The sequence below is a fragment of the Ruegeria sp. HKCCSA071 genome, from assembly GCF_017872555.1.
In the GTDB taxonomy this organism is placed as follows: Bacteria; Pseudomonadota; Alphaproteobacteria; order Rhodobacterales; family Rhodobacteraceae; genus Ruegeria.
This window is the reverse complement of the sequence record NZ_JAEDOX010000007.1, coordinates 82,344-95,064: the sequence shown is the minus strand read 5'-3', so window position 1 is coordinate 95,064 and position 12,721 is coordinate 82,344. Positions and strand designations below refer to the sequence as shown.

Genomic DNA, 12,721 nt, shown 5'->3' with positions numbered 1-12,721 from the left:
GAACGCGATTTACGCCTACTTGATGTAGTTGCCGAATAAATCAGATGACTCAATTCTGAACCGATGGCCCTGACTTTTTTGTCAGGACCAACAATTGCGATCGCCATAGGATAAAGTAACGTGCAAAGCCTTCAGAATCTAAGAGATAGGCATGACATTCCGCCATCCAGTTTTGCACATTCGGTGTTGTTGATTTCTACGACCTCGTAGCCGTTTTTCCGCAACATTTCTACTGTACGTGGGAACCCAGCCGGGGCCAGCACAAGCTCGTTGAACCGGATCGAGTTCGCCGCTGCTTCCTCACCTTCGGCTACGTGCAAAACGCGGTACCCTTCGAAACATCCTGAATCGTCCAGACGCTTGGTTGAAAGGATGGTTTCCCCATCCAACAGAGAACAATCCGTTTTGAAATGCAGTACACCCGGCGGTGTGAACACTTCACGCACGGTGTGGCCCCATTTCGAAACGATGTCGGTCAGTTCGGCAACACCAGCCGCGTCCGTGCGATCCGAACGCCCAACTAGGATTTCGCGGCCAGTGACCAGGATATCCCCGCCTTCAATATGACCCGGTCCTTTGATACGGTGCACTTCGTCGTAAACCGAGCGAATAGTTGGTTCCATCTCGGCCACTTCCCCCATGCGGCTGGGTGCCCCTGGGCGCATCATAACGGCGCCCAGGGGCAGACAAAGGGTTGTATCCTCGACAAACACTGCATCCGGGAACGTATCCAGCGGAGACAGTTCAATCACCTCGGCGCCGGTGCTCTTCAGCGTTGCTACATAGTGTGCGTGTGCCGCCAGCATCCCGTCCAAATCTGGTGTACCGATATCTTCTGCACGCAAACCCATGGTGATGGATGCAGCCGGGCGGCGCGTAATCGCCCGCGTAAACTGAAAAGTCGGGTCAGTCATTTCCGTTCTCGCTTTTTATGAGGAGTGTGATTGATTAGGTGCGCGGATTTCAACAAGTCGTGGGCCTTCATGGGACTGCGCAGCAGTCAAAGCTTGCGCCACCTCTGCTGCATCCGGCCCGATCCGCCAGAACGGCATCCCGCAGGAGCGGGCCACGCCTTCAAAGTCAGGCGGCGTTGGTTCGCACCCGAGAACGGTCACCCCGACAGCTTGCATCGAGGTCGCAATTTCCTGATAGCCATGATTGTTCCAAATAACGAAAGTAATCGGCAGGTTTTCATCAACTGCGGTCATCAACTCGGGCAGGCTGAACTGTGCCCCACCATCGCCAGAGATACAGAGCACAGATGCATTCGGCGCTGCCAGCGCCGCGCCGATCGCTGCGGGTATGCCGTATCCAAGTGCGCCAAACCCGGTCGACGCATTGAACCAACCACCAGGACGATCATGGTCATAGTAGAGATTGCCCGCGTAGATCGGATAAGTGGAATCGCCTACCATGATCGCGTCTGGAACGGCCCTGCGCATCGCAACGAGAATGTCGTGAAGCGCGCGCATATCCGCACCGATTTCCTCAAAAGCACCGCGGCGTGCCGCTTCGGCACGTCGTGCACCGTTCAAGGATGCGGTCGCAGGACCCAAAGCTTCCAATATCGCAGCGGCTACAACGCCTGCATCGCCAACAATTGCCACTTCGGCTTCGTGGCGACGCATTTGGTCGGGGCAGAGGTCGACCCGGATCAGGGACGACATACTGGCCATGTTTCCGGTTGCGTACATGTCAAAGTCCGTTTGCCCCAGCTCAGTTCCCAGCGCCAGTACCGCGTCTGATCCTTCAATCAAATCGCGTACAGCCTGAAGGCTTGGGCTTGCCGGCACACTGAGTGGATGACCATACATCAGCCCGCGCGCATTTACGGTCTGCACGACCGGCGCATCCAAACGTTCGGCCAGAAAACGTATTGCCGCGCTTTCCCGACACGCACCGCCACCGACTAACAGCACCGGAGTCTTGGCTGCGGCCAATCGGCTGACAGCTTTGTCAATAAGCGCCATGTCTTCTGGTTTTTCGGTCAGATATCCGGGCGTTACCGTTGTTTCAACATACTGATCCCCAGCAATATCCAAGGGAATTTCGATATGCGTCGGCCCCGGGCGTCCCGATTGGAACGGCCGAAAGGCCCGATCCATGGCCGGAAGCAAATCATCCGAGCCCTCAACACGCTCGGACCACAACGCGACTGTCCGCGCCATCGCCCTCTGATCCGGCAGCTCATGTAAGTGTCCTAAACCTTTACCAAGGCTGGACAGCGTATTCACCCCAGAGACCACAAGCATCGGAACACTATCTGCCCTGGCCTGCCCCATCGCAGTAAGTGTATTTGTCAAACCTGGACCAGTGATAACAAATGCAACGCCGGGCTTACCGGACACCCTGGCATACCCATCCGCCATAAACCCCGCGCCCTGTTCGTGCCGGGGGGTGACGTGGCGGATACCAGAGGATGCAAGCCCCCGATACAGCTCGACCGTATGTACGCCAGGAATACCAAAGACAGTATCTACGTCGCGCGCAACCAGTTGGGACACCAACGCCTCACCAATGCTTGTCATGCGTTCTCCAACTGCAACTGGTTCACGTGATTGATGATCCGGTCACAAGCCGTGGCAAAGTCCGCGTCATCCACCGTCAGTGCGATACGCACCCAGTCATCCACTGTGTCGCCAAACGATGTGCCCGGCATTACAGCCACTTTGCCATGTTCCAGCAGGTGAAATGCGTAATCGTTGCCGTTCAGTCCGGTCGCCGAAACGTCGATCATCGCGAACATGCCGGCCTGAGGACGATGAACACGCAGCCGCGTTTCAGTCGACAACCTGTCCTGCAAGATGCGCGCGCGATTGGCAAAGCGTTGCGCCATTCCTGCCGCGACATCCGATCCCTCGCGAATGGCCATTTCGGTCATGTCCGCGATGAAGGGTTGATTGCCGAAAAGCATGGTTTCAGACAGAGGCAAAAGGCGTTCTGCAAACGCCTCGGGGCCGATACACCATCCGCTGCGGAATCCAGGGGCGGCATGCGATTTTGATATGGATGACACCACAATGACCCGATCAGACAACTCTGGCAGGGACAGGGGCGAAACAAATTCGTTTCCGTCGAAAACCAACTCTTCATAGACCTCATCTGAAATGATCCAGAGATCATGATCGATGGCCAGCTGCCCGATAGCATTCAGATCTGCCTTGGTTAGGATCGAACCCGTCGGGTTGTGTGGCGTTGTGAGCAAAATGGCAGAGGTATTCGGGGTGATGCGAGCGGCGATGTCATCGGCAGCAATCCGAAAGCCATTCTCCGGTCGCAGAGGAACAGGCACGACGTCCGCCCCACTGGCGCGGATTACACCTTGATAGGTCGCATACATCGGATCACCTACCAGCACTTCACAACCGGTTTCCGCAACACCCATTAGTACGGCATAAAGCGCAGTTTGGGTCCCCGGGAAACACAACACTTGCAAATCGGAAATCGCCCGGCCGGACCTATCGGAGTAGCGCTCTGCCAATGCTGCACGCAGCCCGGCTTCACCGCGTCCACTCGAGTAGGTCGTTCGACCCTGATGCAGGGCGTTCACAGCCGCGTCCACAAGTCTGGTAGGTGCTGGAACGTCAGGCTCACCGATCGTCAATTCGATGATGTCCTGCCCTTCTGCAACACGGCGTTGAGCTGCAAGATGCACTTCCCACTTTGCGCCACCCAACCCGGACAGGCGTTCGGTTATCGCTGTTTCTTTCATCTTCGATCCTACTCAATAACCGTTAAGTCCAAACCGATGATTGATCCGACTGAGTCGAGCCCAATCTCTGGCAATTCGCCCGCTTTGAAAGCGCTTGGCAGGGCGCCACCTTCCATCCACAGTCCGTCGATCACCGCGTTGCAAGCGATGGCCATTCGTCTTAGGTGGCAGCTTTTTGGGGGCATACCCGCCTCTTGCAGAGCATCTGAAATATGCGCCTCTAGCCGATCACGGAAATCACGGTAGGTCTGCTCGTGGATTTCCTGCATTTTGGTATCTTTGCGCGTTTTATTCAGAAACCCCGCCCACAGACAAACCCAGTCCGGGTCGACCACGGGATGGGTCAACCCGGTCACTACAAACGTCGCCAGCCGTGATCTGGCGGAGTCATTTGGTTCAGCACTCTGCGCGGCAGTCATGGCGGTCATTCGCCGCATATGATAGTCGTAAGCTGCTGTAATCAGGTCTTCTTTCGAAGAAAAATGATGCCGGATCAGACCCTGAGTCACATTCGCCCGATCAGCAATCGCCCGAACGGTTGCCCCTTGCAAACCCTGCTCGGCAATCAAAGACAACGTAGCCTCAATCAACGACTCTTTACGCTGCTCTGCTGGTTCGCGCCTAAATTTTGTTACGTGATCCGGCATTATTCTTTCCAGATATTATAATTATACAGTTGCATAATTGTGGGGAATCGATAAAGCTGCAAGGAAAAAATGGTGGATAGGGATGGAAACAACAAATGAACGTTGACCCCGAGACCAAGCCGGATGAGGCCATTCGGGTCATTGACTTGCACAAGTCTTTTGGCTCGCTTGAGGTTCTCAAGGGCGTTTCGCTCACTGCCCATCAGGGCGATGTCGTCGCCATCATCGGAGGCAGCGGTTCCGGAAAATCCACGTTCCTTCGTTGCATCAACTTCCTCGAAACGCCTAGCTCTGGCGAGATCGTTGTAAACGGTGAAACGATCGCGATGCGCCCTGACGGGTTGCCCAAAGACCGGCGTCAGCTTGAGCGTATCCGCACGCGGCTGGCGATGGTATTCCAGGCCTTCAACCTCTGGACTCATCGCACCTTGTTGGAAAACGTCATCGAAGTGCCCGTTCACGTTTTGAAAGTGCCGCGTGACCAGGCAATCAAACGGGCGCATCAACTGCTGGAGCGCGTGGGTTTGGGCGACAAGGCCGACACCTTCCCTTCGTTCCTTTCAGGTGGTCAGCAACAACGTGCAGCGATTGCGCGCGCGCTGGCGGTCGATCCCAGTGTGATGTTGTTTGACGAACCCACCAGCGCGCTGGATCCCGAACTGGTCGGCGAGGTTTTGACCGTCATTCGGGGTCTCGCCGCCGAAGGCCGGACCATGTTGATAGTGACCCATGAGATGAAGTTTGCGCGTGAGGTTGCGACCCACGTTGTGTATCTTTTCGAAGGAAAAATCGAGGAACAGGGGCCACCTGACGAGCTTTTTGATAATCCTAAATCCGCTCGGCTGAAGCAATTCCTGAAATCAGTCGGCTGAGTAAACAAAATCATGACAGGGAGACTAAAATGATAAAAAGAAACCTTATTGCAGCAGGTGTGGCTGCGACAATGCTCAGCGCCGGAACGGTCAGTGCAGAAGAAGTTAAAATCGGGATCGCCGCCGAACCCTACCCCCCATTTGCCTCACTCGATTCCTCGGGCACCTGGGTCGGCTGGGAAATCGAGGTGATTGACGCGGTTTGTTCCGCGGCCGAGCTTGACTGCGTGATCACACCGGTTGCCTGGGACGGCATCATCCCGTCGCTGACCGGTCAGCAAATCGACGCTCTGATGGCGTCGATGTCGATCACCGAAGAGCGCCTGAAAACCATCGATTTCAGCGATCCCTACTACAACACACCGGCAGTGATCGTCGCCGACAAGTCGATGGACATCGAACCAACGCCGGAATCTCTGGCTGGCAAGATCATCGGCGTGCAGGCATCAACCATCCACCAGGCCTATGCGAACGAACACTTCAAAGATGCCGCAGAAATCCGAGTTTACCAAACCCAGGACGAGGCCAATCAGGACTTGTTCGCCGGTCGGATCGACGCGATTCAAGCGGACAGCATTGCCATGGCTGACTTTGTCGCAACCGACACCGGTGCCTGCTGCGAAATCAAGGGCCCGGTTGCGAACGACGTGGCAATTCTGGGCCGTGGCGTCGGCGCCGGTGTTCGCAAGGGTGACGACGCGCTGCGTGAAAAACTGAATGCGGGAATCGCGGCAATTCTTGCCGACGGTACGCATGAGGAAATTACCTCGCGCTATTTCACGACCAGCATCTACAGCGAATAAGCTTCGTCGTGGAAGCGCTCCTCGAAAGCCTGGGGCTTGCCCAAAGCTTGGAGCTGCTGTCCCTAACCCCTCCGGGTTGGGGCGGTAATCTCCTGCGTGGCCTCGTTCACTCGTTGCAGATCGCACTTGGCGCGTTCGGTTTCGGACTGATCATCGGGCTTTTCGGGGCCTATGGGAAACTATATGGCGGACCGGTCACCCGTGACCTTCTCGCCATATACACAACCGTGATGCGCGCCGTACCTGAACTGGTGCTTATCCTGATCCTCTACTATGTAGGGACCGACCTGATCAATCAGGCCGCACAGGCAATGGGTTATGGCCGGGTTGAAATCAGCGGCGTTGTAGCTGGTATCTGGGTATTGGGCATCGTTCAGGGGGCTTATGCGACCGAAGTGTTGCGTGGGGCTATCCAGGCGGTACCCTCAGGGCAGATTGAGGCGGCGCGATCCTTTGGTATGCCGCCATTCAAGCTTATGCGGCGTGTCACGATCCCCGCGATGATGTCCTTTGCCACACCGGGGCTGGCCAATCTTTGGCTGATCGCCACTAAAGACACTGCTTTGCTTGCCATCGTTGGTTTCAGCGAACTAACGCTGGAAACACGCCAGGCCGCTGCAAGCACTCGCGCATATTTCACGTTCTTCCTTGCTGCCGGTGCGCTTTATTTGATCGTCACCCTGTGTTCCGGCGTCGTGTTTGGCCGGATCGAGAAATGGGCCCGCCGCGGGCAACCTTCGTTGAAGGGAGCAAGCCGATGATGAACTGGCGGGCACTCATGCAACCGCACCGGATCGTGCTGATGGCCCTGTTTGCGGCGTTCGTAATCTGGTGCGCTCTCTCGTTACGATGGGATTGGATTCCGACCTATGCACCGCTGGCACTGGAAGGGTTGTGGAGAACCATCTGGCTGCTTGTCGTCACCACAGTGCTCGGGTTTCTACTGGCGATCCCGCTTGGCCTCGCGCAGGCGATTGGGCCCTGGTATCTGTCGGTCCCGGCGCGCGTGTTTTGCACCATCATTCGAGGCACGCCGATCCTCTTACAAATTTGGCTTTTGTACTACGGGCTTGGATCACTCTTCCCTCAAGTCCCGTGGATACGCGGCAGCGAACTGTGGCCCTATCTAAGGCAGGCCTGGCCCTATGCAGTTTTGGCTCTTACCCTATCTTACGCAGGCTATGAGGGCGAGATCATGCGCGGCGCATTCGCCAGTGTAAAAAAAGGCCAGCTTGAAGCGGCGCAGTCCTTTGGCATGCCGCGCTTTACGATGTTTCGCAGGATCTGGCTTCCTCAAGCTATTCGCAGTGTATTGCCGACCCTCGGTGGCGAGACCATCCTGCAGCTAAAGGCAACCCCGCTGGTCGCGACCATTACCGTGGTTGAAATTTACGCCGTGTCTTCCAGAGTTCGAGCGGATACGTTCGTGGTATACGAGCCGCTTTTGCTGTTGGCGCTAATTTACCTGATCATCGCGGGCCTCATTTCTCTGCTGTTCCGGCACATAGAGTTGCAGGTGCCCGCGCGGTAACCAGCCTCAAAAACAGTGAACCGAAACTTGCTGCATTCAGAATAAGTGCAGACACAAACAACGCAACCTGCTGGGAGCGCAGCGCGAGTTTTGTAACTGGGTTTTACCTCCTGGTTCAGGTGCGAAGCCTCAGCCTGAACGAAAATGCTGCGCCAGAAAATCAATCAACGCGCGCACCCGGGTCGTCAGATGACGATTGGGTGGATAGAGCGCATAGAGGCCGAAGTTTTCCGTTTCATAGTCCTGAAACAAGTGCTCCAGGGTACCCTCTTCCAGACTGCGGGCAATCACATAGTGCGGGCAACGCGCGATACCCAGCCCGGCAATCGCCATGTTGGCAATCGCCGCCGGGGCATTGGCATGAAACATCCCGGCCACCTTGACCGCAATATCCCTTGTCCCGGCCCGAAACCTCCATGCTGTTGCGTCGGCCGGGTTTTCGTCAATCAGGCAGTTATGTGTAGCCAGTGCCATCGGATCACCCGGACGGCCCCTCTCCGCCAGATAATCAGGCGACGCGCAAACGATCAGCGGCATATCCGACAGCTTCCGTGCAATCAGGGTCGAATCCCGCAACACTCCGATCCGAATGGCAAGATCGAACCCCTCTTCAACAAGTGCCACGCGCGAGTCCGACAGTTTAAGGTCAATATCGACCTTGGGATGCGCCCGCAGGAACAAGGCCAAAGCCTGTGTCAGGTTGATGCTGCCGAACCCGGTTGGTGCGGTTATTCGGATCGGCCCGGCCAGCGCCGATTGCCGTTCCTGAACAAGGTCCTCCAGTTCGTCGATTTGTTCCACGATCGGACGACAGCGTTCAAGGTACGCGATACCGACGTCCGTCAACGAAACGCTTCTGGTTGTCCGGTTGAACAACTGCGTCGATAGCTTTGCCTCCAACTGGGCAACATACTTGCTGACCAGTCTTGTAGACAGGCCCAGCCGCCGCCCCGCGGCAGTGAACGAGCCGTCATGAGCGACGGCCATAAATGCCCGCATCGTGTCAATTGTATCCAACGCAGCGCTCCTTCGTCAGGTTGATGTACGCCCTATTATACCCAATTCGTTCATAGTTACTGAATGAAATGCAGGATTATAACCGGAAATGGTTTTGCCATGTTCTAGCCAGTGATCGCTGACCCACATCGTCAGTTCACTCCCAAGAAACTCCTCCGAAAGGAAGCAGACATGCCAAACGCCATCCGAATCCACCGTCATCCATTGTCCGGGCATTCACACCGGGTGGAACTATTCGCCAAACTTGGCGGCATCAATCACGATTTGATCGATGTCGACCTGCTGTCTGGCGAACACAAGAAAGAGCCGTTTCTTTCCCTGAACCCTGCCGGGCAGGTGCCGGTGATTGAGGACGGTGAAATTGTGATCGCCGACTCCAATTCTATACTCGTGTACCTTGCGCGGAAATACGCGCCTGACTGGTTACCGACTGACCCGGTGCGCGAGGCGGAGGTTCAGAAGTTCTTGTCGCTGGCCGCCGGCGACATCGCCTACGGCCCAGCGGCAGCGCGATTGATCACCGTCTTTGGTGCTCAACTGGATGCAGAACGTGCCAAGGCCATCGCCAAATCCGCCTTTGACCGGCTTGAGGCGCATTTGAACGGACGCGACTGGCTGGTCGGAACCAGCCCATCCATCGCTGATGTCGCGATCTACAGCTATACGGCCCATGCGCCTGAGGGGAATGTTTCACTGGATGATTATCCCAATATCCGCGCCCTACTGGCCCGGGTTGAGGCGTTGCCCGGCTTTGTGGCCATGCAAAGCACCAAGGTCGGCCTCGCCGCCTGACACCAACGCGCGCCCGGCCCTGACGGCCGGGCGCGCGATGCACTTCCATGCACCGCATCAGAAGAGAGATCCCATGTCACCCATCGAACCCAGCGATAGCAGCACCTCCCCTTTTCATCGGGGCGAATACATGGCGCAGGCGCGGATGGGTGTCCGCGATATTGAACACTGGGCGCGGAAAGTTGTCCGCGACCACATGCCCGAACAGCATCGGGATTTTCATACCGCCCTGCCGTTTCTTGTGATGGCCGCGCGTGATGCGCAAGGTCGACCATGGGTCACGCTATTGGAAGGGCCAGACGGATTCGTCACTGCACCAGACAACAAAACGCTTTCCATAACCGCCTTGCCGACCCAAGGTGACGCGTTGCACGGTACCATTCACCCCAAAAGTGATATTGGCATCCTGGGTATTGAGTTGGCCACGCGTCGGCGCAACCGTATCAATGGTCGCGCCGGACGCGTCACTCCAACAGGTTTTGACTTTCACGTTGACCAGACCTTTGGCAACTGCCCTCAATACATCCGCGAACGTGCGTGGCACCGGGTTGAAGATTCTAGGCCCGGACCAATGTCGCGCAACCAATATTTGACGTCGGATCAGGTCCGGTGGGTCGAAACAGCCGACACTTTCTTTATCGCCAGCGGCTACCGCAAAGAGGGCGAAAGCCCGACCTATGGAATGGATGCGTCCCATCGCGGTGGCGACCGCGGTTTCGTGCAGGTTCTGGACAACCGGCGACTGCGGTTTCCCGACTATGCCGGCAATAACCACTTCAACACAATCGGCAACCTGTTGCTCGACCCAAAGGCAGGATTTCTGTTCGTCGATTTCGAAAGCGGCAGCTTGCTGCAACTGACCGGCACTGCCACAATCGACTGGGACAGTGACGAAGTTACACAGGTCCCTGGCGCGCGCCGTCTGGTGACGCTGGAGATTGACGAAGTAGTGGAAACGCGTGCGGCAGTCACCCTCAGATGGACTTCGGATGCAGATTCAGTCCGGTCGCTCCGCCTGATCGAAAAGACCCGTGAAAGCGTCGATGTCACCTCATTCGTTTTCAAAGCCCGCGATGGTGGCCCGCTAGCCGGGTTCGAGCCCGGCCAACACCTGCCAATCGAGCTTAAAGTTCCAGGGATCGCCGAACCGGTGCGCCGTACCTATTCGCTCAGCAACGGACCGAACAAGCATCGCTATCGGATCACGGTCAAGCGTGAGCCACAGGGGATAGCCTCGCAATTTCTGCACGATCATTTAGAGCCAGGCGCAATCATCAATAGCCGTCGGCCTGCGGGTAATTTCGCAATGACATGCGACCGGTGCCCATTGGTTCTGGTCAGCGCAGGTGTTGGTATCACACCGATGTTAAGCATTCTGAATAAGGTTGCAGGCGAGCGTGGCAATCGCCCTGTCTGGTTCATCCACGGTGCTCGGGACGGTCAACACCATCCTATGGCCGGTGAAGTTCACGATCTGGCGTCCAGGCGGTCGGGGATCACGTCGCATGTGGCCTACAGCCAACCAACGTCAGAGGATGAGTTCGGAGTGAACTATGACACGCATGGCCGTGTCGACGGGGCACTTGTGGCGCACCTGATCGACGATGCCAGCGCGCATTATTTTCTATGCGGCCCTGTCAATTTTATGGCCGAGATACAGGCAGGTCTGGAACGCCGGGGCGTCCCTGCAGACCAAATTCACACCGAAAGTTTTGGCCCAGTTTGACGATCTTTCACGATCCTCAAGTGTTCGTGAAAGTCAGCCTATGAGGTCAAGGGTAAGTGAGCATTCCCTGATGTGACGCGTGTAGGTAATAACTATGCCGGCCAACAGGCGTCTTGGCTTTTGGGCGGCGAGCTGCACTATCGCACTTCGCCGCCGCAGCCCGCACATTCAGAAACTACGCAGAGCAGCCGCGTCAAGTCAGGTCAGATCGTCGACACGTGCGTCTGGTGCATTCCGTTTGACGGAATCGATCCCGTTATCCCGCCCTGAAGCGCTGGTATAGCTTTCACTGGTGCCGATGACCTGACCATTGCTTGCCTTCAAGTTGAACATATGGCCGCCGGACTTGGTTTCCTTGCGTTCATACCGACTGTCATCCGGCGCGTTTTTCTTAACAGACTCGATCCCGTTCGTGGCACTTGCCCTCTGAACATATCCTTCACTGGCCAGAATGGTTTCACCATTCCCCGCTTTCAGGCGAAACCGAAATTCACCGGCCTTATCTTTGTATAGTTCGAACTTTCCAGCCATTTGACGTCAACTCCCTTTTTCTACGATCAAATTTTTCGAAGACATTCCTATAATTACACAAACGTCTCAAGAAAAAAGATGACACTTTCATTCGCCTGCCGACACAGCAATTTCCTCGAAAAACGGTAAGAGTGGTGGGTCGAGATGCGATGCTTCAGTATTCCAATGCTGCCTCACGCTTCAGGCGACTTGCGGCAAATTCGACAAACGCGCGAACTTTTGCGGACACCATCCGCCCTTCGTGGTGCACGATGTGAACCGGCGCAGGAGCCGGTTCGAAATCAGATAACACAGCACTGAGTCGTCCGTCCGCCAGATACGGTGCGATTTGATAAGACAAAAGCCGGGCCAGACCCTGACCGCGAAGCGCCATCTCGATCACGGCATCGTTGGTATTCATGCTGACCCGTGGATGAACACGCACAAGTTTCGGTTTGCCCAGTTGATCAAACTGCCATTGGCCCGACGGTGACAGGGGCTGAGAATTGATCAGTACATGACCGTTCAGATCTTCCGGTCTTTCGGGTTCACCTGCCCGTTCAAGGTATTCGGGTGCTGCAAAAACGACCTGTCTGACTGAACCACAACGCACTGCCATAAGGCTGGAATCCGCGAGCGGACCAATCCTGACACCAACATCCACACCTTCGTCGATTAAATTCACGACCCGGTCTACATAAAGTGTTTGCGCCTCGATTTTTGGATAGCGCTCCAGAAAATCCGCAAGAATTGGCGTGATGAACAATTTGCCAAACAATACGGACGAAGTGAGATTGAGCAATCCTTTGGGTTCCGAATAGGTCCCGACCGCAGCGTTTTCCGCCTGTTCCAGATCAACGAGAATACGCTTGGCATCTTCCAGAAATCTGCGCCCGCTCTCGGTCAACATGACAGATCGCGTCGTTCTTACGAACAACCGGATGCCAAGATCCCGCTCCAGCATCGAGATAGTGCGCGTCACAGCCGGCGGCGACATGTTCAGGTTGCGCGCAGCAGCAGCAAAGCCACCCAGGTCGGCTACTTTCGAAAAGACCAGAAGCGCGCGAAACTTGTCCATGCATTATTCCAAAATTGTAAATAACAAATTCAA

At 56.0% G+C, this 12,721-nt stretch carries 13 protein-coding genes; 6 read left to right on the top strand and 7 right to left on the bottom strand.

The genetic code is table 11. The features are described 5' to 3' along the window. Positions 1 to 131 precede the first annotated feature (131 nt). From I9188_RS14070 to I9188_RS14055, 4 genes are read right to left on the bottom strand one after another with little or no spacing between them, the layout of a single operon-like run. Complete coding sequence (locus I9188_RS14070) at positions 132 to 914, bottom strand: arginine deiminase family protein (RefSeq protein WP_209506806.1); 783 nt, start codon at positions 912 to 914, stop codon at positions 132 to 134. 15 nt (positions 915 to 929) lie between these two features. Then, positions 930 to 2,528: a 5-guanidino-2-oxopentanoate decarboxylase gene (locus I9188_RS14065; protein WP_209506805.1), complete on the bottom strand. Its 1,599-nt coding sequence runs from the start codon at positions 2,526 to 2,528 to the stop codon at positions 930 to 932. After that, positions 2,525 to 3,712, bottom strand: coding sequence for a pyridoxal phosphate-dependent aminotransferase (locus I9188_RS14060; protein WP_209506804.1), 1,188 nt, complete (start codon positions 3,710 to 3,712; stop codon positions 2,525 to 2,527). The genes I9188_RS14065 and I9188_RS14060 overlap by 4 nt, the downstream gene beginning before the upstream one ends. 8 nt (positions 3,713 to 3,720) lie before the next feature. Then, positions 3,721 to 4,359, bottom strand: coding sequence for a TetR/AcrR family transcriptional regulator (locus I9188_RS14055; protein ID WP_209506803.1), 639 nt, complete (start codon positions 4,357 to 4,359; stop codon positions 3,721 to 3,723). Positions 4,360 to 4,454: 95 nt separating this feature from the next. Between I9188_RS14055 and I9188_RS14050 the strand changes: the two genes are divergently transcribed. From I9188_RS14050 to I9188_RS14035, 4 genes are read left to right on the top strand one after another with little or no spacing between them, the layout of a single operon-like run. Further along, the gene (locus tag I9188_RS14050) at positions 4,455 to 5,231 is read left to right on the top strand and encodes an ATP-binding cassette domain-containing protein (RefSeq protein ID WP_209506802.1); all 777 of its coding nucleotides are present in this window, start codon (positions 4,455 to 4,457) and stop codon (positions 5,229 to 5,231) included. Between the two features lie 29 nt (positions 5,232 to 5,260). Beyond that, a complete protein-coding gene (locus I9188_RS14045) occupies positions 5,261 to 6,034 on the top strand; it encodes a transporter substrate-binding domain-containing protein (RefSeq protein ID WP_209506801.1) in 774 nt (257 codons plus the stop codon). Positions 6,035 to 6,042: 8 nt separating this feature from the next. Next, the gene (locus tag I9188_RS14040) at positions 6,043 to 6,795 is read left to right on the top strand and encodes an ABC transporter permease (protein ID WP_209506800.1); all 753 of its coding nucleotides are present in this window, start codon (positions 6,043 to 6,045) and stop codon (positions 6,793 to 6,795) included. After that, entirely contained in the window at positions 6,792 to 7,565 is a 774-nt protein-coding gene (locus I9188_RS14035) for an ABC transporter permease (RefSeq protein WP_209506799.1), read from the top strand. The genes I9188_RS14040 and I9188_RS14035 overlap by 4 nt, the downstream gene beginning before the upstream one ends. A gap of 129 nt (positions 7,566 to 7,694) precedes the next feature. Here I9188_RS14035 and I9188_RS14030 read toward each other — a convergent pair whose 3' ends face one another. After that, positions 7,695 to 8,582 (bottom strand): LysR family transcriptional regulator, encoded by an 888-nt coding sequence (locus tag I9188_RS14030; RefSeq protein ID WP_209506798.1) that lies wholly within the window; start codon positions 8,580 to 8,582, stop codon positions 7,695 to 7,697. A gap of 171 nt (positions 8,583 to 8,753) precedes the next feature. Between I9188_RS14030 and I9188_RS14025 the strand changes: the two genes are divergently transcribed. Together I9188_RS14025 and I9188_RS14020 are read left to right on the top strand one after the other, a co-directional pair. Then, positions 8,754 to 9,374, top strand: a complete 621-nt coding sequence (locus I9188_RS14025) for a glutathione S-transferase (RefSeq protein ID WP_209506797.1) — start codon at positions 8,754 to 8,756, stop codon at positions 9,372 to 9,374. A 73-nt stretch (positions 9,375 to 9,447) separates the two neighbouring features. After that, positions 9,448 to 11,100: a pyridoxamine 5'-phosphate oxidase family protein gene (locus I9188_RS14020; RefSeq protein ID WP_209506796.1), complete on the top strand. Its 1,653-nt coding sequence runs from the start codon at positions 9,448 to 9,450 to the stop codon at positions 11,098 to 11,100. Positions 11,101 to 11,298: 198 nt separating this feature from the next. On the opposite strand, the gene I9188_RS14015 is transcribed toward I9188_RS14020, so the two are convergent. Together I9188_RS14015 and I9188_RS14010 are read right to left on the bottom strand one after the other, a co-directional pair. Next, positions 11,299 to 11,631 carry a YegP family protein gene (locus tag I9188_RS14015; RefSeq protein ID WP_209506795.1) on the bottom strand — a complete coding sequence of 111 codons (333 nt, stop codon included), beginning with the start codon at positions 11,629 to 11,631 and terminating at the stop codon, positions 11,299 to 11,301. Positions 11,632 to 11,785: 154 nt separating this feature from the next. Continuing rightward, complete coding sequence (locus I9188_RS14010; protein WP_209506794.1) at positions 11,786 to 12,688, bottom strand: LysR family transcriptional regulator; 903 nt, start codon at positions 12,686 to 12,688, stop codon at positions 11,786 to 11,788. Positions 12,689 to 12,721 lie beyond the last annotated feature (33 nt).